A 22,024-nucleotide genomic window follows, 5' to 3' on the forward strand; every position below is an offset into this window, starting at 1 on the left:
ATCGCGTTCGCCAACGGCGACGGCACCTGGAACATCACCAACGGCGCCGCCGGGCCCGACTTCATCCCGTCCTGGGCGAACCAGCCCGGCGTGCGGCTGGTGCCCGGCGACTTCAACGGGAATGGCCTGACCGACATCGCCCTCGTCCGGCAGACCCCCGGGTGGGGGTCCATCCCCGTCGCGTTCGCCAACGGCGACGGCACCTGGAACATCACCAACGGCGCCGCCGGGCCCGACTTCATCCCCTCCTGGGCCAACCAGCCCGGCGTGCGACTCGTGCCCGGCCAATACCGCTGACTCTCATGAACATCGGAACGGGGACATGAACGAGGATGCGCGGGCTTCGTCCCAAGGCTGGCGGCGGGTGTTCTTCCAGGTCGGCTGGTGGATCCTGATCGGCGTGACGGGGCTCTTCGCCGTGTACCACGTCGTCGGGGCCGTTGCCTTCTCACTGTCGGACGAAGAGCAGGCGAGGTTCATCGCGCTCGCCGCCCTGCAGGCGTTGAGCGTGATCGTGCTGCTGATCCCCTACCGGCACCTGGAGTGGTGGGCGTGGTGGGCGACCTGGATTCCGATCGCAGCCCTTGCCGCCGCGGGATTCGTTTTGCTCGGCTCGATCGGCGGCGTCTACCTGGGACTCGCCGCCATCGTTGCGCTCGCGCAACTCGTCACGATTACCAAGTTCGGTGCACAGGCATCCCCATCGGACTAGAACGATCACGACGAGCGGATCCCGCTCGACCCGCTTGGCGCCTGAGCTTACGGAGGCGTGCCTGAGCTCGATACACCATTGCATCCGAATCGCGCGAGGTGCATCATTCTCGATACAGGGGAATCTCCTTCTGACCGGTGCTTCTTGGGGATGGCGCTATGTCTGACGATGATCCGCGCGGTGAGAACGGCCCGATGCGATTCGAGGTCGATCACCATTCACGCACCCAGGCCTCTAGAGGGCGCTTCGTCACCGTATTGATCGTCAGCGTGTCTGCGGTGCTCGCTGGATGCTCCACCAGTCCCCCACCCGCGGCCACGCCGGCGATCGAGCCTGCCGCCCCCTCACCTTCGCCCTCCTCCGTTGAGAGGCCGGATGTGCCCGCACCTCCCGAACAGCTCACCTTTGATGCGGGAGCCGATCTCGATCCGCAAGTGTGGCTTGCGGGCTGGCACGTGGAGCCGATCGACATGACGAACGGCTACGCGGTGGTGTATCCGCGCGACGACTGGGAGGAGAAGCATCTCTCGGATGGTTGCGAAGCTTCGCGGTCCCACCGATTCTCACTGGACGGTCTCGATCTGTCGCTCGACGACCGCACACTGTCAGACCAGCTGCTCGCTCAGATCGTTGAGATTCCGGTCGCGGATATCTCAGAGAACGGCTCCGATGTCCCGTTCCCCGTGGTCGGGCGTTGGCCGACCACGGCGGACTTCCGGGTGCGCGCCGGCGACCTGAGCAACGGCGGCGCATGGCTGGCGGCGGTGAGAGTCTTCGGTGCGCTCGGCTCGGCATTGATCGTCCAGCTCGAATGCGAACCTGGCTCGATGACCGGGGCGACCGGCCAGCAGATGTTCGACCTTCTTCCGCAGGTCGCCGGCGCGGATGCTCTCGAGGTCGGGCTCGGCCGAGTCGACTGGAACATCGTCGAGGCGCTCGCGTTCGACGACGGCGCGGATCTCGTCGAATCGTCGAACGCGCGATGGATTGATGCCGCACTGATGCAAGACGCGGCGTGGACGTTCCACGAGGGCGAGTCGAGCGGGTCCTGGAGCTTCGCCTCCGCGGACGGCGACTGCACGGCGCTGTACGTGCAGTCTCGTCTTGGCGAGGACGTCTACGCCTCGGGCGATCGTGAGGCCAGCGACGAGCTTCTCGAATCGTCGCTCGACGGCACGAACTCCTTCGCGGCCGAGAACGTCGTGGACGGATCGTTTGCGCTCGCCATGCCCGGCAACGACTTCGTCGCCACGCGACTCATCGAAGGCTCAGACGCCGGAGTGAGGTGGGTGACAGCGGCTCGCGCATTCACGGGGCCGCGCCTTGGCTTCCTGATCACCGTCACCTGCACGACGGGCGATCCCCTCGAGGTCCTCGAAGCGGTCGTCGCAGAGTCCGCCGTCCAAGTGGTGCCCTGACGCTGACTGCGGTCCGAGAAGCACCGATCCACGCGCGACCCCCATCGCCTCATTGCGTCCGGGCGTCAGTTGGTGAGCTCCGAGCGAGCGCCCACCCGCGACGGACGTCAGTGGAGGGTTTCGCCTCGTTTGAGCATCTCGACGTACTGGGCGACGCGGGCAGCGCGCGAGGCCGGCCGCTTGAGATTGGCCACGCGGAAGGCCATCGCGAATCGGTTCTGCGCGGACTGGGCCGCGAAGGCCTTCGCGATCTCCGGGTCGGCGTCCAGGGCGTCCTGGAGCTCCGCGGGAAGGTCGCCGTCGCGCTGCCGGTAGGCGGCATCCCATCGCCCGTCAGCCTTCGCGCGGTCGATCTCGAGCTGCCCCGAGGCCCGCATGCGCCCCTCCTCGATCAGCCGAGTGACGTGGCCGATGTTCACCTTCGACCAGATGCTCCGCGGTCGTCGGGGCGTGAACGTCTGCAGGAAGTAGTCGGCATCGACGGATTTGGACTGCCCGTCGATCCACCCGAAGCACAGCGCGACATCGAGCGCTTCGGCGTACGTGATGCCGGGCAGGTTCGTCGCCTTCTTCCGCAGTCGCAGGAGAATGCCGCTCGGGTCGGGGTCGGAGTCCAGCCAGGCTTCCCACTCGGCGACGGTGTCCACGTGCAGTTCGGGCTTGTTCACGCGGTCGACCATGTCGGGAGGATAGCTCTCGCCGCGGCGATCAGGGGATGGAGTAGATGCGCACGGTCGACCCGGATCCCTGGGCGGTCAACGTCGCGGGCATGGGACGGTACTGGCCGTCGGTGTTGTGACTCGCGAACGAGATCACGGGGCCGTCCGGCGAGTACTCGACCCTCGAGACCGTCATCGTGTGATCCAGTCCCGGGCCTGTGTCACCCCAGTTGAAGACGCCGATGTCGCCGACGCGCACGCGGTCGAGGTCGTCGATGGTCGAGTAGGCGAATCCCTGAGCGGCCAGGTAGGCGTCGATGTCGGGCGTCGATCGCCAGGCCTTCGACGCCTTCCAGGGCCCGCCGGAGCGCCACGACTCGTCCATGACCCAGCCGCGAGCGAGCAGACCCTGACTGGCGAAGTTGACGCAGTCACCGCCCGCGGGGTTGTAGTCGCCCCACTGCGCCGTGTTGTAGTCGGTGGCGTGCGCGAGCAGGTAGTCGAGCTGCGCATCCACCGATCCGCCCGTGGGCTGCGAACTGGAACCCTTCGCGGCGGCGATGATGCCGTCGCGGTACTCCTGTGCGCTCGCGCGCACGGCGTCTGCGGCGGTCGCGGTCGCGGCGAGCGCGGCGGCGAGCTTCTCGGGCGTCGCCTTGCGCAGCGTCGAGATCCGCGTGGAGAGCTCGTCTTCGACGCTCTTCTCGGCATCCGACCACGTCCCGAGCACATTCTGAGCGTCTGAGACCGCCGCCTTCTTGAACGCCGTGACGGCGGCGGCCATGGCGTGAGTGGCGCCTGCGGCCTCTTCGTCGGTCGGATCCGCGGTCATGGCGGCGTCGCGCGCGACGGTCAGTGCGGAGGATGCCTCGGACGAGACGAGCGTCGACGAATCGGCGAGCGCATCCCCGGCGACTCCGGCAAGGTCGGCGAGGGTGGCGCGGGCGTCGGCGGCGGCCGCGGAGGCGGCGATCCGCGGGGCCACGACGGCCGCGGTCACGACGATGAGGACCAAGACCAGCAGCACCACTGCGCGGCGACGACGGAACATGCGTCGGCGCGCCGCCCGTTCCCGTGGCGAGAGGGTCACCGCGCGAGAATATCCCGCCGAAAGACGGTGACGGCTGACCCCGCGCGGTCGACGCGCAAACCCGGATTGATCCTCAAGGAGTGCGCAAGTACTGGGTCAGGAATGACACGACCTCGTCGACGGCAAGATCGACCCGATCGAAGTTGAGCACCGAGTGACCCGACCCGCTCGCCCAGACGACGCGCATCCGATCGGCGTCCCAGACCTCGATCCCGCGGGCGCAATGCGGGAGTGACGGATCGTCGGGGCCCTCATGGCGGATGACGGGCGTCTTGCCCCTGAGCACGGGAATCTGTTCGACGCGAGCCTTCGCCGACTTCCGGTCGTCCCGGAATCTCAGAACCATGACGGCTGCCTCCGACCGGCCGATTGCCTGGTCGCCGCCCGGGACCGACCAACCGGCCGGCCGGAAGGCGGGCGACGCGGCCTGGCTCCCGATGACGACCCCGACTGCGGGATCGACGACCGTCGCCATCGCGAACGACCCCGTCGCGCACATTCCGATGACGCCGACCCCGCGCGGCGACTCGGTGTTCTCTCCCAGCCACGAGACCGCGGCCTGAAGCCAGTTCGTGCCCTTGCGCGGCTGCTCGCGGAAGAAGACGCTCATCTCGCGGGCGATGCAACGGCCGAGAAGGCCCGCGATCCCGGACGCCATCGCCCCCGTGCCCTCACCCCGTACGCGGCCGAACAGATGCGGTACGGCGACCGTGAAGCCGGCTGCGGTGATGGTCTCCGCGAGTTCGAACGTGTTCTCGGTCAGCCCAGCGAGCTCGTGGATGAGCAGCACCCCGGGGCCGCGAACCGGCCCCAGATACACGTCATGCGAGATCTCTCCCGTGCTGACCGGGTGGGATTCGAACTCCATTCGGCGTGAACTCGTCATCGCAGCACCTCCGCCTGGATTCGCGGCTCGGTCGCGCGCGCGGATTCACGCCAGTAGTAGAACAGCAGGACGGCCGACACTCCGGCCAGGGGATGCCACGCGACCCCGTGCGGCTGCCAGATCGACGCGGGGTCGCACAAGGGGCCGCCGGTCTGGGAAAGCAGCCAGAAGACGATGGCTATGCCGATCGATGCCAGGGCACCGAACCACCAGAGTCCCCCGCGCCAACCGCGGGGAACGTGCCCGCGCAGGCGTGTCAGCCAGACGACGAGTTCGAGCACCATGTACACGCCGACCTGGATGGCGATCAGGACCACAGACGTTCCCGGCCGATTGATGACGGCGTGGGCGATCGTCGCGACTGCCGTCACGCCCAGGAACAGGATCCAGAAGAGTCCCGTGCTCGGACGGAGCCGGTAGGCGGCGAACGCGACGAGGAACGCTGTGAAGAGGTACATCGAGGCCGCGTCCACGATCCCTCCCCACTCCTTGAGCGAGGCGTGGAACCACATGCTGCCGAGGCCCAAGAAGAGGACGACGAAGACATAGACGTCGGGAATGACCCCGGGCGCGAAAACCGCGGTCTGCCGGCGTCGGTCGGCGGAGAGTTGAACAGCGACGATGGATGCCGACGCCAGGGCATAGAGATTGAACCAGGTGTTCGACAGCTGACGCACGCCGCCCGCGGCCGTCAGAACGGCGGCGGGGTCATACGCCTCGCAGAAGCAGCCGTTCGGATTCGTGAGCGTGCAGATGTCGGCATCCCCGGGCCAGCCGAACCAGACGAACATGAGGAACGGGATGAGTACCGCAGGCGCCGCGACGGCGAGTACCCAGATGCTGCGATACGAGCTCCCCACCGGCTCGTCCGTTCAGCCCGGTCGATTCGCTGCGACGGCTTGGGCGATGAGCGCTCGCAGCGAGACGTCGTCGACGGGTGCGTTCTCGAAGAAATCGATCGCCCTCACTGTGCGACTGTCGAGGCGCGAGTTGAAAAGGCCCGCCGGGTCATCCAGCTGGGCTCCCTTGGGGAACGTGAGTCGCACGGCGCTCTTCAGGAGGTCCGCCATGCAGAGGTTCCCCCGGCACACCCAGGTGGCGACGCCCTCCGGTTTGGACGGCTTGCGCCACTTGATCTCCTCGACGATCTCCGCGTCCGCGCTCAGGATGACACGACGAATCTCACTGAGGGTGCTTGCCCGCCAGCCGCCGACGTCGGCGATGATCGCATCGATCTCTTCGGCGGCAGAAACGTCGTCAGCGCTCACGCACTCATCATGCTCCACCCCCACGAGCCTGCGAATGATTGACGCCCTTCCCGCACCGGGGCGTCGATCTGGCGCTAGTGTCCCGACATGCGGATCGTCGTCTCAGGGACACACGCGAGCGGGAAGAGCACGCTGATCTCGGACTTCGCAGCGCGGCATCCCGAGTTCGCCGTTCTCCCCGACCCGTACGAGGTCATCGACGAAGAATGGGACGGCCCGAGCGCGGCGATGTTCGCGGCACAGCTCCGCGTCGCGGCCGATCGACTCACCTCCGGCGAGTTCGGCCCTCGTCTCATCGCCGAGCGCGGCCCGCTCGACTTCCTCGCGTACCTGATGGCGCTCGACGATCGGATGGGTGCTTCGCTCGCTCCCGACTTCCTCGAGCGGTCGAGAATGATCACGGCCAAAGCGCTCAGCCACGTCGACCTGCTCGCGGTGCTTCCCCTCACCACCGTCGATGGGATCGCGCCGGGCGCCGACGAGCATCTGGAACTTCGGGACGCGATGGACGAGATCCTCCTCGAACTCATCGACGACCCCGACCTCGTCGGCGCACGGGCGAGGACCGTCGAGATCGTGGGCACCAGGAGCGAGCGGCTCTCGGCGCTCGAGGCTCACGTCGGCGAAGCGAGGCGCTGACCCCGTGGGGCGCTTCACCGGCTGTCGCCGGTCCGGATCGGGATGCTGTCGAGCGTGTAGCTGTACCCGGCTTCACCGACCCGCGGCATCCCGTCGCCGTCGAGAATCAGCAGGATGTCGTCGCCCACCGCCCAGTAGTGGCGAAGGTGCTCGGGAACGCCGTCGAGTCGATACGCGGTGGCATCCGGATCGAGTGCAGTTCCGGATGCCACGTGCCATGCCCCCTCGTGATATTCGCGCTCGTCGCTGACACCCACGCGGAGGATCGACATGGCATAGCTCGTAGGCTCGCCGGTGGCGGGGTCGCGGTACAGCACGAGTCCGAACTTCACTCGCTGGCAGTCCGGATCGGGTGCCGGGTCGATGGCGCACGGAATGTGCGCTTCGTAGTCGACGAATGGCGGGTCCCCGTGCGTGTCCTCAGCCGGGTACCACGGCGGGAAGGCCGTGATCGGCGGCGGCGCGGTCGCCGCCTGCCCCCACAAGAGGGCGCCCGCCGCGAGGCCGGCGACGGCACCACCGACGAGCACGATCCACGCACCGCGCTTCATCGATCTGCCACCTCTCCGTGGCCCGACTATGCGCGCCGCGATCCGCAGAATCAAGCCCGTCCGTGTTCCTCTCGGTGTGCGCCCGTCCACGGTTCATTCAGGTTGCGGCATGCACCGGCGCGTAGCGTGGCCGGTAGCGATCGGCACCTGCCTTTGGCTTCGCCCCAGCCCCGCGAGGCGGCTGGCCCACCCGAAGGCGCCGATCATCACTTCCACCGCACCCGCGATCTCCACTCTTGGACCCGTCCGCCAGACGTACGCGCGAACCGCGGACTTCCCCCCGGTCACCCGCGCGTACTCGCATGTCTCCGAAGTGGTGCGCGAGACCGGGCTGCTTCAGCGGGCCAGCGGGTTCTATCTGCTCGTAGGGATCGGACTCGCTCTCGGATTCGGCGGAGCGATCACGGGTTTCATCCTGCTCGGCGACAGCTGGTTCCAGCTCTTGATGGCCGGCGCTCTCGGCATCCTGTTCACCCAGGTCGCCTTCCTCGCCCATGAAGCCGCGCATCGGCAGATCCTCTCGACCGGGCCCGCCAACGACCGGCTCGCCCGGATCCTGGTGGCGATCGTCGGGATGAGCTACTCGTGGTGGGACTCCAAGCACAGCCGCCACCATGCCAACCCGAACCGGGTCGGGAAGGACCCCGACATCGAGGTCGATACGATCTCCTTCCTCGACGAGGATGCCGCGCAGGCCCGGGGGCTGCGGCGCCTCATCACCCGCAAGCAGGGCTGGCTGTTCTTCCCGCTGCTCACCCTGGAGGGGTTCAACCTCCATTACCTCAGCATCCGGCACCTCACCGCCAAGGGGCCCGTCAAGGCGCGCTGGGCGGAGTCCGCGATGCTCGTCGTCCGGTTCGCCCTGGTGCTGACCCCACTGTTCCTCCTGCTCCCGGTCGGGATGGCATTCGCGTTCCTGGGAGTCATGTCGGCCGTGTTCGGCCTCTACATGGGGGCGACCTTCGCGCCCAACCACAAGGGCATGCCCATCATCGCGCGCGATGCGAAGCTCGACTTCTTCTCCAAGCAGGTCCGCACCTCGCGGAACATCCGCGGCGGATGGTGGGCCACGACGCTCATGGGCGGCCTGAACTACCAGGTCGAGCACCACCTGTTCCCCAGCATGGCTCGCCCGCACCTCGCGAAGACCCGCGAGATCGTCCGCGACTACTGCACAGCCAACGACATCCCGTACACCGAGACCTCCCTGTTGCGCTCCTACGCCATCGTCATCGACTACTTGAATCGGGTCGGCCTCGCAGCCCGCGATCCCTTCGACTGCCCCGTCACCCGCCAGTATCGGCGCGCCTGAACGCAGCACGCGGCATCCGCCGAATGACGTCGGACGTCCTGCCGTCGTGGCCGGGCAACAGCACCCCGGGCGACCGGCGTTCCGAACCTATTGCAGCCGAGGTGTGCTGACCGTGGATGCGCGCACGACGAGCTGCGTCGGGAACTCATACCGCCGGACAGGCGGGGCGGTCTCGGCGAGCGACTGAAGGAGCAGGTCGGCTGCCGTGCGACCCATCTCGGCGTACGGCTGCCGCGCCGTCGTGAGCTGCGGAGTGACGAGGACGGCAGTCCGCTCATCGTCGAAACCGGCAACGGCGATGTCCTCCGGAACGCGGAGGCCGCGCGCGGCGAGCTCGCGCAAGACGGTCGCGGCCAGTTGGTCGAATGAGCAGAAGATCGCGTCGACGGCGACGTCGCGGTCGAGGAGCTCGCCCAGCTCGGGGCATCCCGGCGCCGTCTCATCGAAGGCGGTGTCGATGATGAGACTCTCGTCGATCTCGAGCCCCGCCTCGGCGAGGACGTCGCGGTAGGCCCGTTCGCGCTCTTGGAGGTAGAAGGCGTCGCCCCAGACGGGTGCGCCTCCGCTGAGCCGGGGTCGGACGAAGACGACGCGGGATCGTCCTGTCTCGATCAGATGCTCGATGACCTCTCGTGCGCCGGCGTAATTGTCCGCCGAGATGGACGGGAAGCAGATGTCGGCGCTCGAGTCATCGATCGCGACTCCCGGAATGCCTATGCGGTCACAGGCTTCGCGGACGGATTTCTGGTCTGGCACGCTGATGACGATCACGCCCTCGGTGGGCACGTTGGACAGGCCGTCGATCGCTCCAGCCAGCCCGCCCTCGCCTCCGCCGACGGGATGGACGAGCACTTGATATCCGGCTTCCGCCGCCGTCTCCACGCACGCATGCGCGACCGGCTCCCACCATCCCCACTGGTTGTCCGGCACGATCACGCTGATGGCTCGGAACCCGCCGCTGCGCAGCGCCCGTGCCGCGACCGAGGGCCGATAGCCCAGCTCGTGCGCCACCGCGCGGATCCGTTCGCGGGTCGACGAGCTCACGTCGGGGTGGTCCCCCATCGCGCGCGAGACCGTCGCCATGCCGACCCCCGCCGCTCGCGCGACGTCGCTCAGTGTCACCCGCTGCGCCATCCTGCCTCCGACCTTCCACTTGACCTCGGCCAGTCTCGTCGCTATCTTACCGGTAGCGTTTCCGGAAACGTTACCGGTAGCGTATATCAATTTCCGTTCTATGCTCAACGACGAGGAACCCGATGTCCACGACCACCCCGGCCACCGACGGCCGCCCAACGCTCAGCCCGGTCAGTGCCGGCTTCATCGCGATCTACGCACTCGCGATGTTCGGCATCTGGATGGCGATCAACCTGCCGGCCTCCGTGACGCTCGCTCTGCGCATCTCCGAGATCGATCCGGGCGGGAAGACCACCAGCTACTCGATCGCCGCGGGCGTCGGAACGCTGACCGCCGTGCTGGCCAATCCGTTCTTCGGTCGACTCTCGGACCGCACCCGCAGTCGTTTCGGTCGCCGTCGGCCGTGGATCGCGATCGGCCTTCTCGGCACCACGGTCGGCGCCGCCGTCATCGGCCTCTCGGACACCTTCCCGATGCTGCTGCTGGGGTGGGTCCTGATGCAGGCTTTCGTCAACGCCGCGATCGCCGCCACCCTCGCCATCGTCGCCGACAGGGTCCCCGAGTCGCAGCAGGGATTCATCGGCTCACTCTCGGGCGCAGCCTCCGCGGCGTCGCTCGTGATCGGGGTGTTCTTCATCCAGGCGTTCCCGTCGAGCATCCTCGCCCAGATCGGCCTGCCGGTCGCGGTGGCTCTGGTATTCGGTGCCGCCCTGATCGCGATCTTCCGAGACGACTCCCCCGCCGCCGAGCCGCTGCCGGCCTTCGGCGTGAAGGAGTTCTTCGGCTCCTTCTTCATCAACCCCCGCCGGGAGCCGGACTTCGCCTGGCTGCTGCTGTCCCTGTTCCTCATGTTCGCTTCGTGGGGAGTCGTCTCGACGTACACGGTCTACCTGCTGCAGGACATGGTGGCCGTGCCCGAGGCGCAGATCAATGACGCGATCACGCTCTCGTACGTCATCCCGGGAATCGTCGCCTTCATCGTCGGACCGCTCGGCGGGCTCGTGGGCGACCGGCTCGGCCGCCGCAAGCCGGTGATGATCTTCGCGGCCCTCGTCGGCGCGGCCGGCATGGTCACGATCGCCACGTCCGCCGGCGTGGTCCAGTTCGTGATCGGTGTGACGCTTGTCTCGGGCGTCGCGGCCGGCATCATGATGGGCACCTACATCGCGTTCGGCATCGCCGCGATGCGCGAGCGGTCGGCCGCCGCCCGCAACCTCGGCGTGATCAACATCGCGATCACGCTGCCGTTCTCGCTCATCCCCTTCATCGCGCCCGTGCTGCTCGGCATCGGCGGCGGCACGTCGAACTACGTCGCCCTCGTCCTCTTCGGCGGCGTGCTCACCCTCTTGGGAATCATCCCGCTCATCGGCATCCGCGCCACGCGCTGATCCGCTTCCACTCTCTCTGCGGTGCACAGCCGCGCCGCTCGACCATGCCCGGAAGGAACCTCATGAACGACTACCTCGACCCCACCCTGCCCATCAATCGCCGCGTGGACGACCTCCTCGCCCGCATGACCGTCGCCGAGAAGGCCGGTCTCATGTTCCACCCCACGACCGAACCCGGGGGCCCCGCCCTGGACAACGCGGCCGCTCTCCGGGACGCGGAACTCAACGTGGTGACGCGCGGGATCAGCCACTTCAACGTGCTCGGCGGCGAAGACAGCGCCGCCGTCGCCTGCTGGCACAACACCCTCCAGGACCTGGCGGCGAGCACCCGGCTCGGCATCCCCGTCACCGTCTCGTCCGATCCGCGCCACGGTTTCCGCAGCAACCCCTTCACCGGCCAGTCGCTGGAGAGTCTCTCCCGCTGGCCCGAGACGACCGGCATCGCGGCCATACCGGGCACGGATGCAGCGCGAGACTACGCCGACATCATCCGCCGCGAGTTCTTGGCGATGGGGATCCGCGTGTATCTCGGACCGATGGCCGACATCTTCAGCGAGCCCCGCTGGTCGCGCGGCTTCGGCACGTTCGGGGAGAACCCCGCTCGCGTCGCCGAGCTGACGGTCGCGTTCATCGAGGGACTCCGCGGAAGCCCGACGCTCGGCCGCGAGTCGGTCGCGGCGGTCGTGAAGCACTTCCCCGGCGGTGGGCCGCAGCTGCGCGGTGACGACGCGCACGACTTCCGCTATCCCGAGCAGGTGTACCCCGGCGGCATGCAGGAGCTGCACATCGAGCCGTTCGAGAAGGCCTTCGCCGCGGGCGCCACTCAGGTCATGACCTACTACGGCAAGCCCGTCGGCACGGACTGGGACGAAGTCGGCTTCGCCTTCAACGCCCCCGTGGTGCAAGGCATCCTGCGCAGGCGACTTGGGTTCGACGGGATCGTAATCACCGACTGGAACCTGCTCGAGAGCGAGCAGATGGGCGACCTCACCTTCGGGCCCAACGGCTGGGGCCTGGAGCATCTCTCGCCGCTCGAGCGCGCACGCATCGCGATCGACGCGGGAGTCGACCAGTTCGGTGGCGATCGGAACACGACCCTGATCGAGGAACTCGTCGACAACGGCATGGTGGCCGAGGAACGCCTCGACCGGTCGGTGCGCCGGCTGCTTCACGAGAAGTTGCAGCTCGGTCTCTTCGAGAACCGCCACGTCGATGTCGAGAATGCGCGGGCAACGTGCGGCGCCCCGGTCTACTTCGAGAAGGGAGCCGCGGCGCAGCGCGCGTCGCTCGTGCTGCTCTCGGACGGGGCCGGCCCGCTCGACGAGAACGCGCGCGTCTTCGTCGACGGCGTCCGCGACATTTCCGGGATCGCCACGACGGACACCATCGAAAACGCCGAGGCGATCATCGTCCGCCTCGAAGCGCCCTTCGAGCCGGGGAGGGGATCGGTCGTCGCGGAATACTTCCACGGCGGCACGCTGGACTTCTCGGAAGACACGATCGCGCGCCTGCGGGTCTACGCAGACAAGGCTCCGCTCTATGTGTCGGTGTTCCTCGAGCGACCCGCGATCCTCGCTCCCCTGCTCACGCTGGGAGCGACGGTCATCGGCGAATTCGGGGCCAGCGACCAAGTGGTGATCGATGCCTTCGCGGCACGCACGTCCCTCACCGGCGTGCTCCCTTTCGACATCCCCTCATCGATGGACGCCGTCGAGCGCTCTCGCGAAGACGTTCCGTTCGACACGGAGGCGCCGACCTTCCGCGCCGGCTTCGGAATCGCTCGGGAGGCGGTCCCGAGCGGCATGGCGACGCGCGCCTGATCGACGACGAGGCGATCGGCCCCGGCTCCGGTCGGGGCCGATCGCGCCGCTATGGGCCGGCCGCGCTCGCGCCGCCGCGGCGGACCATTCGAATGGAGCGGATGCCTTCCTCGACGCTGACGGCACCGTCTTGGACGAAGCCGTGCTTCCGGTAGAACGCCTGCGCGCGAGGATTCGGGTCGGCGACCCACAGCAAGGCGGATGCCTCGGGGTCGATGACGGCATCCAGCAGCTGCGCTCCGACTCCCGAACCGTGGAAGGCGGCGTAGACGTACAGGAGATACAGCTGCCGATGCTCGTCCGCGGCCTCCAGCGGAGGACCGGACATCGCCACGCCGACCAGCGCGCTCTCGTGCGAGGCGACACGCGCGACATTCTGCGAGTACTGCGGATCGGTGAGCACCGCCGTCCAGAACTGCTCGCGCCGCGGCAGGAGTCCCGGATCATCGAGCGTCGCATCGCTCATGAGCCCTCGATAGGTCTCCCGCCAGCACTCGACGACGACCTTCGCCATGGCGCGCGCGTCAGCCGGCTCGGCGCGTCGGACGACGAACTCCGAGGTCACTCCTACGCCGTCCGGAGGCTCTCCTGCCAGCGCCGATGCTCGCGCACGACGAGCAGCGCGAGGATGCCCCACACGCCGACGTCGTCGGTCAGACCCAACGGGCCCAGGACGAACTCGGGGATCGCGTCGATCGGCGCGAGCGCATAGATGACGGCGGCGATCGCGGCCACCCATGTCGTCGGTGCGACACGGTGCTCGCGGCGCTTGACTGCCTTGAGGAACCTGAACCACATGCATCCAGTGTCACCCGCGTGGCGCGGGGTGGCTCGAGCGAGACCAACTTGTGATCCGCTCGCGTCGAGGGGCGGTGTCAGTGGCATGAGGCAGGGTGGAGGGCATGATCTCGACGACGCCTGTGCGCACCCAGGCACTCGATGTGCTTCGCGTCCTCGTCGGCCGCGAAGACGCCGACTTCCACGATGGGCAGTTCGAGGCGATCGAGGCTCTCGTCGACGGGAGGCGTCGGGCGCTCGTGGTGCAGCGCACCGGGTGGGGCAAGTCGGCGGTGTACTTCGTCGCGACGCTGCTCCTGCGCCGGCGCGGCGCGGGACCGACCGTGCTGGTCTCGCCGCTGCTGGCGCTCATGCGCGACCAGATCGCGGCGGCGCAGCGTGCGGGCGTTCGCGCCGTCGCGATCAACTCCGCGAACGCCCACGAATGGAGCGATGTGCTCGCGCAGCTCGACCGTGACGAGGTCGACGTGCTGCTCGTCTCCCCCGAGCGACTCAACAACCCGTCGTTCCGCGACGAGCAGCTGCCGCAGCTGGTCGAGCGGATCGGACTGCTCGTCGTCGACGAGGCGCACTGCATCAGCGACTGGGGCCACGACTTCCGCCCCGACTACCGACGGCTGCGCGACCTCATCGCGCGCATCCCCGCCGAGGTCCCCGTGCTCGCGACGACGGCGACCGCCAACAGCCGAGTCGTGTCGGACGTCGCCGAGCAGCTCGGAGCGCTCGACCCGAGCGCGGACGCGCCCGACGTGCTGGTCATCCGCGGACCGCTCGCACGCGCCTCACTGCGGCTCGGCGTGCTGAACCTGCCGAACGCACCCAGCCGGCTCGCGTGGCTCATCAGCCACCTCGGCGACCTCCCCGGCTCGGGGATCATCTACACGCTCACCGTGGCTGCCGCCAACGACACGGCACGCCTGCTTCGCGACCGCGGATACGACGTGCGCGCCTACACGGGGCAGACCGACCCGGACGAGCGCGAGGAGTCCGAAGCACTGCTCAAAGACAACCGGATCAAAGCGCTCATCGCGACCAGCGCGCTGGGCATGGGATTCGACAAGCCCGATCTCGGCTTCGTCGTGCATCTGGGCGCGCCCTCATCGCCGGTCTCCTATTACCAGCAGGTCGGACGCGCGGGACGCGCCACCGACTCAGCGGACGTGCTCCTGCTTCCTGGCGTCGAGGACCGCGAGATCTGGCACTACTTCGCCACGGCGTCGATGCCCGACCGGGATCGGGCTGAACGCGTGCTGTCTGCGCTGTCGGGGTCACCGCTGTCCACGCCGGCTCTCGAGGCGATGGTCGACATCCGCCGCACTCCTCTGGAGCTGCTGCTCAAGGTGCTCGATGTCGACGGCGCGGTCGCTCGCGTGCAGGGCGGGTGGATCGCGACCGGCCGACCGTGGACGTACGACGAAGACCGCTACGGCCGAATCGCCGCAGAACGCGTCGCCGAGCAGCAGCACATGATCGAGTACGAGCAGACCGGCGACTGCCGCATGGAGTTCCTGCAGCGCTCCCTCGACGACGACACCGCCACGCCGTGCGGGCGCTGCGACAACTGCGCGGGCGCATGGTTTCCCACCGCCATCGCCGAAGATGCGACGGATGCCGCGTCCGCCGCGCTCGATCGCGTCGGCGTGCCGATCGAACCCCGCAGGCAATGGCCGACGGGTGCCGACCGGCTCGGCGTGCCCGTGCGGGGCCGCATCGCCGCCGACGAACAGGCGGAGGAAGGACGCGCGCTCGCACGGCTGACCGACCTCGGCTGGGGAGGGACACTGCGTGAGATGTTCGCCACAGGCGCTGCCGACGCGCCCATCCCCCCGAATGTGCTCGCCGCCTGCGTCCGAGTGCTGGGCGATTGGGGGTGGGCGGAACGGCCCGTCGCGGTGGTTGCGATGCCGTCTCGATCGAAGCCGCAGCTGGTCGGCACCCTGGCTCGCGGCATCGCCGAGGCAGGTCGCCTGCCGATGGTCGGCGCCCTCGATCTCGTCGACGGGGGCCCCGCGGGCCGTCCCGGCGGCAACAGCGCGTTCCGGCTCGCCGGGGTGTGGAGCCGGTTCAGCGCCGACGCCCTCGATGTTCCGTCCGGTCCCATTCTGCTCATCGACGATCTCGTCGACAGCAGGTGGACGATCACTGCAGCGACGCGTGAGCTGCGCCGCGCCGGCGCCACCGCTGTCCTCCCCTTCGCTCTCGCCCTCCGTGGCTGAGTGGCCCCGCGGCTGCATCTGTGATCCGAAGCGCAGCCCGACCGGAGGCGGGGATCGCGTGAGTCTCCTGGCAGACTCGTGATCGTGGGTGTGTGGGAGCGTCGCGCGTGAGCGAGTCCGATGTGGCCGCGTCGCCCGTTGCGCGCGCGTCGCAGGAATGGAAGAGCGCGCTGATCGACGTCAGCGGAACGAATCGGCTGCTGCACTTCAAGAAGACGAGCACGACGCTCGCTCTCGACGTCGCGAGCGAGTCCGCGCTGTTGCGGCTGCTCAAAGGCGGCACCGTGTCGGTCGGCGACCTGTTCCGCGTGCCGGCGGACGCCGATCGCGCGAAGCGCGCGTGTGCGGCGCTGGCGAGGAAAGAGCGCGAGGCGACGGAGGAGTACGGCGTCTCGGTGACCTACCTCGCACTCGGGTTCGCGACGTGGAATCCCGACACGAACCGCGTGCTTCACGATGCGGAGGCCGCCGAGCTCGACCAGCCGGCCGGCGCGATCCGCAGAGGTCCCGTGCCGAACGCGCCCGTCTTGCTGCGACCGATCCGAATCGTGCGCCGTCGTGGAGTCACCGAGGACTGGCAGCTCCAGCTCACCGACGACTATCAGCTCAACGGCGTGCTGCTGCACCTGCTCAACTTCGGTTCCGAGCGCGTCGACGACGACGCGCTGCTCGACACCGCGGAAGACCTCGAGGCGGTCACCGACCTCACGCAGTTCCAGGCGACTCTCTCCGGCGTTCTCAACGGGCTGTCCGCGGACTGCCGGGAGATCGACGGCTTCCAGGCACGGCCCGAGCTTGTCGTGGGCACGTTCTCCTACCAGAAGCAGCCCATGGTGAACGACGTCGCCGACCTCGACGCACTCGGGCTCTCCGACATCGCGGCTGCGCTCGCGGGCGACGCGGATGCCGCCGCTCGCGTGCGAGCCGCGGCATCCGACGTTCCGGTGTCGGAGTCGGATCCGGACTACGCGCCGGTCGACTCGGAGTATCTCGTGCTCGACGCCGACGCGAGTCAGTCATATGTCGTGAACGCGGCGCTCGCGGGCCGCAACCTGGTCGTGCAGGGACCGCCCGGCACCGGCAAGAGCCAGACCATCGCGAACGTCATCAGCGCCCTGATCGCCAGCGGGAAGCACGTGCTGTTCGTCGCTCAGAAGCGCGCCGCCATCACCGCCGTGCTGGACAGGCTGAGCGCCGTCGACCTCTCGCACCTGCTCCTCGACCTGTTCGCCGCCGACGGTTCGCGGCGATTCGTCGCCGAGCAGCTGCGCATCGTCCTGGAGCGCCAGCAGCAGGTCGGCACCCCCGACACCGCCGAACTCCACGCGAAGCTGGAGAATGCGCGCAGGCGCCTGGTCAGCCACAACGACGCTCTGTTCAGCCCGACGCACGCGTGGGGTGCCAGCATCCACGAGCTGCGCGTCTCCTCTCTCGGGTTCGCGCCCGCGGCGCAAGCGACGTTGCGGCTCCCGCCGGCAACGTTCGCGACGTGGGCGAAGACCACTCTCGGCCGTCTCGCCGAAGACCTCGATGAGGTCGACTCGCTCGGAGCGCTGTCGCCCGCGTGGACGACCACGCCGGGCTGGCGGCCCGGGGCCATGTCTACCGTCGACGAGGCAGAGCGCCTCCGTCAGCTCGCGCTCTCCCTCCGCTGGGAACACCTCCCGAAGCTGCGACAGATGTTCGCGGCGGAAGCGGCGGCGAGCGGTCACGCCGCGCCGACCGGACTGACGGACGCCGATCCCCTCGTGAACCTCCACCGCGACGGGCTCGAGGCCGCAGCCACTGCCCCGTCGCTCCTGAGCGACGCGGACCTCGACGCGATGATCTCCGCCGTGAGCAGACCGCATCGCCGCGAGCTGCCCGACGTGCGATGGGGGCGTCGGCGCGCGGGCAAGCGCGCCGTGCGGGAGCTCCTTTCGAGCCTCTCCCCGACGCAGCAGCTCGACCTTCTCCTGAAGGCGCGGGCGGTTCGCGGTGCCTGGAACACAGGAGGCGCACCGCAGCCGTACCCGGGTGCCGACGAAACGGCGGCTCTGCTCGCGCGGATACGGGATGAGGTGGCACAACTGGATGCCGCCACCCAGGGCATCTCTCCCGGCACACTCCGCTTCGACGAGCTCGAGCGCGCGCTCGAGGCGATGGTGGCAGACACGCGCGGCGGCGTGATGGCCAGGGCGAACACCCTGGAGGGCGAGCTGCGCACTGCCGGCGTCGGCTCCGTGCTCGACCTCATCCGCAGCCACTACGGCCAGGGCAAGACGTTGGCGTGCGCGCCGAGCGAGGTCTTGCGCTGGGTGGCGGTGCGGTCCGTATTGGAGTCCGCCGAACTCACCACGCCGGCCATCGCCGGCGTCCGCGGCGCCGAACTGTCCACCGCCACGGCAACGTTCCAACGGGCGGATCAGAGCCACCTCGCAGCGAACGCCGCGCGCGTCCGCCGCCAGGCCGCGGTCCATCTGAAGAGCGCCTTCGATGAGTTCCCCGATCAGCACGCAGCTCTGAAGACAGAGGTCACGCGCAAACGGAACTTCCGCCCCGTGCGGCGGCTTTTCCACGAGGCGTCCGATGTGCTGCTGGCCGCCAAGCCCGTCTGGGCCATGAGCCCCCTCCAGGTCTCGCGCATCCTTCCGGCCACCCAGTGCTTCGACGTCGTGATCTTCGACGAGGCGAGCCAGGTCAAGCCTGCCGACGCCATCCCCGCCCTCATGCGCGGCCGCCAGGTGATCGTCGCCGGCGACTCCCGTCAGCTCCCGCCGACCGAGTTCTTCTCCAAGGTGCTCGAGGAGGACGAGATCGAGGAGACGGACGAGGATGTCGCGCTCTCGGCATCCGAGGTCCAGGCGTCAGAACCCGCCGTTGCGCGGCGTGGTTCGTATACACGAGATGCGGAGAGCATCCTGTTCGCCATGGACCGGCTGCTCGCAGGACAGAGCCGCAGCCTGCAGTGGCACTACCGGTCGCGAGACGAGCGGCTCATCGCCGTCTCCAACGAGTACGTGTACCAGGGCAGCCTGACCACATTCCCGGCCCCCGACGCCCTGGAGTCGGTCCGTCACGAAGTCGTGCCGTACAGCGCCGGGATCGGCGGCGGAACGAACAGCCCCGAGCTCGAAGTGCAGCGCGTTGTGGACCTCGTGAAGCAGCAGGTCGCACAGCATCCCGGTGAGAGCGTCGGGATCATCGCCTTCGGCATCAAGCACGAGGCACGCATCGAGCGGGCCATCGAGCTCGCCATGCTGGACGATCCCGAGTTCGAGGCCGCGCTGACCGCTCACCCGCAGGAGCCGTGGTTCGTGAAGGCCATCGAACGCGTGCAGGGCGACGAACGCGACGCCGTCTTCCTGTCGGTCGGCTACGGCAAGAGCGCCGACGGGAGACTCCGCTATTTCTGGGGACCGCTCCTTCGCGACGGCGGTGAGCGGCGGCTCAACGTGGCGATCAGCCGCGCCAAGAAGCGCATGACCCTCGTCACGAGCTTCACCGCAGACGACGTCGCTCCCGACGGTCACTCGTCGGCCGGCTACGCGCTGATGCACCGATTCGTCCGGTTCATGGCGTCGCGCGGCACCAGCCTGACCGATGGAGTCCGCCGAGCAGTCCCGCTCAACCCCTTCGAGTTCGACGTCAAGACGCGACTCGAAGCCGCCGGACTGGTCCTGGATCCCCAGGTGGGCGTGGGCGACTACCGCATCGACTTCGCCGCGCGCCACCCGGATCTGCCGGGCCGGCACGTGCTCGCGATCGAAGCCGACGGAGCCGCGTACCACTCGGGCCACATCGCCCGCGAGCGGGACAGACTGCGGCAAGAACTCCTGGAGCGACGCGGCTGGGCGTTCCACCGCATCTGGAGCACCGACTGGTTCAACGACGCTGACGGCGAGGTGCGGCGAGCGATCGGCGCCTTCGACCACGCGATCCGGAGCGGGGAGACCCCGACACCGGTCACCGCACCTGCTGTGGAGGCGCCGTCTTGGCGAGAGGGCTCGATACAGCGCAAGGTCCCACGCCCGCAGCTGCCGAGCTACGAGTCCATCACCGACATCCCGATGAGCACGCTCGTCGGGGTGGTCCGCTACATCCGCTCCGACGACATCCTGCGGTCCGGAGAAGAGGAGCAGCGCCTCGTGATGCGCGAACTCGGATTCTCCAAGCTGGGCTCGAGGATTCAAGCCGCCATCGCGCAGGCTCAGACGCTGGCGAGCCGCTCAGGATGAGGATGCTAGACTGTGTGGTTCCCTCCGGGGAGCACGTCCCTTACTCTGCCTCATCGTGGAGAAGCAGATCTCGGACACCTCATTTTCAACCGCGGCTTCTGCACGCCGCCCGTCGCGACAGTTCTCGCAGCTCCGCGACCGAGAAGAACGAACACACCACCATGCACTCCCCCATCCAGGCACTCACCTGGCGGCAAGCAGACGACGACGTCTACGTTGCGACCCGCGCCGACGAGTACGCCGGCTTCATCGACACGACGCTGCTCGGCGTTCGCGCACACGGATCGCGCGGCGAAGACCTCGGGCTCCACGCGACGCCGGATCACGCGCGCGCCGCGGTCGAAGCATCCACCATCCCACCGTCGCCGACACCGGCACCGGTCCACATCCGTCCGCTCCGCATTCGTTGGCGCGGCACCCCCGGTCGCTCCAGCGGCCCGAAGAATAGGAAAGACACGATGGCCACTGGCACCGTGAAATGGTTCAACTCGGAGAAGGGCTACGGCTTCATCGCACCCGATGACGGCTCCGCCGACCTCTTCGCACACTTCAGCGCGATCACCGGCAGCGGCTTCAAGGAGCTGCGCGAAGACCAGAAGGTCGAATTCGACGCCGAGCGTGGCCCCAAGGGCATGCAGGCGGCGAACATCCGCCCGCTCTGACGCGTAACGACAGCGCCCGCCCCGGACTTCGGTCCAGGGCGGGCGCTGCTGTGTTCAGGCCAGGGCCGGTGTGGTCAGGCCAGGGCCTTCGCCTTGAGAGTGTCGAACTCGGCCTGGCTGATCGCCCCCGAGTCCAGGAGCGACTTGGCCGAGGCGATCTGCTCGGTCGCCGACGACGAGGGGGCCGATTTGGCCGCCACGGACTGGATGTACTCGGCCTGTGCCGCCTGCATCGACCGCATCTGCTCCAGCTGGCGCTGCTGCATGCCACCGCCGCGCGCGATCAGGTAGACCAGGATTCCGAGCCACGGCACGAGGATGACGAAGATCACCCAGAGCGTCTTGGCGCCGCCGCCGAGGTCGCTGCTGCGGAAGATGTCGCCGAACACCCAGAACAGGCACATGAACCAGGCGAAGAAGAGGAAGAACTCGAACAGGGCGAGCAGGAACGACCCATTGTCATTGAACATTCTGATTCCGTTCGGTCGGAGCTGCTCGACATCGTTGCGATCAATGAGAAGTGGGTGACGGTGTGGTTTCCGTTGTCGGTGCAGCACGAGGTGATTTCTCGGAGAGTATCAGCGTCGCGAAAGGATTCCGGGGCGCACACCCGCGACGGGTGAGACACCGTGCCTGCGCACCAGGTCCATGAATCCCGAACGCAACTCGGATGACTGACGATGTCGTCCGGTGACCCGCTTTGACGACCGGCTAGGTCGACGGATTCCTCGCTTCTACTGTCGCGGATGAGCCCGATCGGGGCTCACCCCTCGCACCCAAGCAGTGCCGACCGAAGGCAGAACAGTGAACAGAATCCGCACAGCGACGACCATCACCGCACTCGGGCTCGTGGCGGCCGCCCTGGCCGGCTGCGCGACCGCCGCGGCATCCCCCAGCCAGTCCACCCCCGCAGCGGACGCAGGTCCGTCGGTCGACGAGCTGCGTCTGGGGTATTTCGCGAATGTGACGCATGCGCCGGCGCTGGTGGGGTTGCAGGAGGGGATCCTGCAGAAGGACCTCGGTGATGTGAAGGTGTCCACGCAGGTGTTCAACGCGGGCCCCGCGGCGATCGAGGCGCTCACCGCCGGGGCGATCGACGCGACCTATATCGGCCCGAACCCGTCGATCAACACGTTCATCCAGTCCGCGGGCCAGTCCGCCCGGGTGATCGCGGGTGCCGCGACCGGCGGGGCGGCGCTGGTCGTCGCGGACGACATCACGAGCGCGGACGATCTGAAGGGCACGACGCTCGCG

At 68.3% G+C, this 22,024-nt stretch carries 21 protein-coding genes; 11 read left to right on the forward strand and 10 right to left on the reverse strand.

Annotated elements, in window-relative coordinates:
* From ACH3VR_RS22990 to ACH3VR_RS23000, 3 genes are all read left to right on the forward strand, one after another.
* The coding region (locus ACH3VR_RS22990) for a hypothetical protein (protein ID WP_397558676.1) at nucleotides 1–297 on the forward strand (297 nt) is incomplete at its 5' end.
* A 25-nt stretch (nucleotides 298–322) separates the two neighbouring features.
* The gene (locus ACH3VR_RS22995) at nucleotides 323–712 is read left to right on the forward strand and encodes a hypothetical protein (RefSeq protein ID WP_397558677.1); all 390 of its coding nucleotides are present in this window, start codon (nucleotides 323–325) and stop codon (nucleotides 710–712) included.
* 158 nt (nucleotides 713–870) lie between these two features.
* Nucleotides 871–2,130, forward strand: coding sequence for a hypothetical protein (locus tag ACH3VR_RS23000; protein ID WP_397558678.1), 1,260 nt, complete (start codon nucleotides 871–873; stop codon nucleotides 2,128–2,130).
* A gap of 107 nt (nucleotides 2,131–2,237) precedes the next feature.
* Here ACH3VR_RS23000 and ACH3VR_RS23005 read toward each other — a convergent pair whose 3' ends face one another.
* The 5 genes from ACH3VR_RS23005 to ACH3VR_RS23025 form a co-directional block, all read right to left on the reverse strand.
* A complete protein-coding gene (locus ACH3VR_RS23005) occupies nucleotides 2,238–2,810 on the reverse strand; it encodes a YdeI/OmpD-associated family protein (RefSeq protein ID WP_397558679.1) in 573 nt (190 codons plus the stop codon).
* Nucleotides 2,811–2,838: 28 nt separating this feature from the next.
* Nucleotides 2,839–3,879: an amidase domain-containing protein gene (locus ACH3VR_RS23010; RefSeq protein ID WP_397558680.1), complete on the reverse strand. Its 1,041-nt coding sequence runs from the start codon at nucleotides 3,877–3,879 to the stop codon at nucleotides 2,839–2,841.
* 73 nt (nucleotides 3,880–3,952) lie between these two features.
* Nucleotides 3,953–4,765: a dienelactone hydrolase family protein gene (locus ACH3VR_RS23015; protein ID WP_397558681.1), complete on the reverse strand. Its 813-nt coding sequence runs from the start codon at nucleotides 4,763–4,765 to the stop codon at nucleotides 3,953–3,955.
* Entirely contained in the window at nucleotides 4,762–5,625 is an 864-nt protein-coding gene (locus ACH3VR_RS23020) for a ceramidase domain-containing protein (protein ID WP_397558682.1), read from the reverse strand. Before ACH3VR_RS23020 ends, ACH3VR_RS23015 begins: the two co-directional genes overlap by 4 nt.
* Nucleotides 5,626–5,637: 12 nt before the next feature.
* Nucleotides 5,638–6,033 carry a DUF1801 domain-containing protein gene (locus ACH3VR_RS23025; RefSeq protein WP_397558683.1) on the reverse strand — a complete coding sequence of 132 codons (396 nt, stop codon included), beginning with the start codon at nucleotides 6,031–6,033 and terminating at the stop codon, nucleotides 5,638–5,640.
* Nucleotides 6,034–6,120: 87 nt separating this feature from the next.
* On the opposite strand from ACH3VR_RS23025, the gene ACH3VR_RS23030 reads away from it, so the two are divergent.
* Complete coding sequence (locus tag ACH3VR_RS23030; RefSeq protein ID WP_397558684.1) at nucleotides 6,121–6,672, forward strand: DEAD/DEAH box helicase family protein; 552 nt, start codon at nucleotides 6,121–6,123, stop codon at nucleotides 6,670–6,672.
* 14 nt (nucleotides 6,673–6,686) lie between these two features.
* Here ACH3VR_RS23030 and ACH3VR_RS23035 read toward each other — a convergent pair whose 3' ends face one another.
* Nucleotides 6,687–7,223 carry a hypothetical protein gene (locus ACH3VR_RS23035; RefSeq protein ID WP_397558685.1) on the reverse strand — a complete coding sequence of 179 codons (537 nt, stop codon included), beginning with the start codon at nucleotides 7,221–7,223 and terminating at the stop codon, nucleotides 6,687–6,689.
* A 109-nt stretch (nucleotides 7,224–7,332) separates the two neighbouring features.
* On the opposite strand from ACH3VR_RS23035, the gene ACH3VR_RS23040 reads away from it, so the two are divergent.
* On the forward strand, nucleotides 7,333–8,535 hold the full coding sequence (locus ACH3VR_RS23040; protein WP_397558686.1) for a fatty acid desaturase family protein: 1,203 nt from the start codon (nucleotides 7,333–7,335) through the stop codon (nucleotides 8,533–8,535).
* Between the two features lie 87 nt (nucleotides 8,536–8,622).
* On the opposite strand, the gene ACH3VR_RS23045 is transcribed toward ACH3VR_RS23040, so the two are convergent.
* Nucleotides 8,623–9,669 carry a LacI family DNA-binding transcriptional regulator gene (locus tag ACH3VR_RS23045; protein ID WP_397558687.1) on the reverse strand — a complete coding sequence of 349 codons (1,047 nt, stop codon included), beginning with the start codon at nucleotides 9,667–9,669 and terminating at the stop codon, nucleotides 8,623–8,625.
* A 122-nt stretch (nucleotides 9,670–9,791) separates the two neighbouring features.
* On the opposite strand from ACH3VR_RS23045, the gene ACH3VR_RS23050 reads away from it, so the two are divergent.
* Both ACH3VR_RS23050 and ACH3VR_RS23055 read left to right on the forward strand, forming a co-directional pair.
* The gene (locus ACH3VR_RS23050; protein ID WP_397558688.1) at nucleotides 9,792–11,057 is read left to right on the forward strand and encodes an MFS transporter; all 1,266 of its coding nucleotides are present in this window, start codon (nucleotides 9,792–9,794) and stop codon (nucleotides 11,055–11,057) included.
* Nucleotides 11,058–11,119: 62 nt separating this feature from the next.
* The gene (locus ACH3VR_RS23055; RefSeq protein ID WP_397558689.1) at nucleotides 11,120–12,877 is read left to right on the forward strand and encodes a glycoside hydrolase family 3 protein; all 1,758 of its coding nucleotides are present in this window, start codon (nucleotides 11,120–11,122) and stop codon (nucleotides 12,875–12,877) included.
* A gap of 49 nt (nucleotides 12,878–12,926) precedes the next feature.
* Here the strand turns inward: ACH3VR_RS23055 and ACH3VR_RS23060 are convergent, their stop codons facing one another.
* Both ACH3VR_RS23060 and ACH3VR_RS23065 read right to left on the reverse strand, forming a co-directional pair.
* Nucleotides 12,927–13,442 carry a GNAT family N-acetyltransferase gene (locus ACH3VR_RS23060; RefSeq protein ID WP_397558690.1) on the reverse strand — a complete coding sequence of 172 codons (516 nt, stop codon included), beginning with the start codon at nucleotides 13,440–13,442 and terminating at the stop codon, nucleotides 12,927–12,929.
* A 2-nt stretch (nucleotides 13,443–13,444) separates the two neighbouring features.
* Nucleotides 13,445–13,675 carry a DUF1232 domain-containing protein gene (locus ACH3VR_RS23065; protein WP_397558691.1) on the reverse strand — a complete coding sequence of 77 codons (231 nt, stop codon included), beginning with the start codon at nucleotides 13,673–13,675 and terminating at the stop codon, nucleotides 13,445–13,447.
* Between the two features lie 104 nt (nucleotides 13,676–13,779).
* Here ACH3VR_RS23065 and ACH3VR_RS23070 point away from each other — a divergent pair, with 104 nt between their 5' ends.
* The 3 genes from ACH3VR_RS23070 to ACH3VR_RS23080 all read left to right on the forward strand — a co-directional run bounded on the left by ACH3VR_RS23070 (nucleotide 13,780) and on the right by ACH3VR_RS23080 (nucleotide 20,770).
* The gene (locus ACH3VR_RS23070; RefSeq protein ID WP_397558692.1) at nucleotides 13,780–15,891 is read left to right on the forward strand and encodes a RecQ family ATP-dependent DNA helicase; all 2,112 of its coding nucleotides are present in this window, start codon (nucleotides 13,780–13,782) and stop codon (nucleotides 15,889–15,891) included.
* Nucleotides 15,892–15,998: 107 nt separating this feature from the next.
* Entirely contained in the window at nucleotides 15,999–20,108 is a 4,110-nt protein-coding gene (locus ACH3VR_RS23075; RefSeq protein WP_397558693.1) for an AAA domain-containing protein, read from the forward strand.
* A gap of 458 nt (nucleotides 20,109–20,566) precedes the next feature.
* On the forward strand, nucleotides 20,567–20,770 hold the full coding sequence (locus ACH3VR_RS23080) for a cold-shock protein (protein WP_345800224.1): 204 nt from the start codon (nucleotides 20,567–20,569) through the stop codon (nucleotides 20,768–20,770).
* Between the two features lie 74 nt (nucleotides 20,771–20,844).
* On the opposite strand, the gene ACH3VR_RS23085 is transcribed toward ACH3VR_RS23080, so the two are convergent.
* The gene (locus tag ACH3VR_RS23085) at nucleotides 20,845–21,240 is read right to left on the reverse strand and encodes an SHOCT domain-containing protein (protein ID WP_397558694.1); all 396 of its coding nucleotides are present in this window, start codon (nucleotides 21,238–21,240) and stop codon (nucleotides 20,845–20,847) included.
* 334 nt (nucleotides 21,241–21,574) lie between these two features.
* On the opposite strand from ACH3VR_RS23085, the gene ACH3VR_RS23090 reads away from it, so the two are divergent.
* The coding region (locus ACH3VR_RS23090; protein WP_397558695.1) for an ABC transporter substrate-binding protein at nucleotides 21,575–22,024 on the forward strand (450 nt) is incomplete at its 3' end.

This window comes from Microbacterium alkaliflavum (assembly GCF_044325405.1).
In the GTDB taxonomy this organism is placed as follows: domain Bacteria; phylum Actinomycetota; class Actinomycetes; order Actinomycetales; family Microbacteriaceae; genus Microbacterium; species Microbacterium alkaliflavum.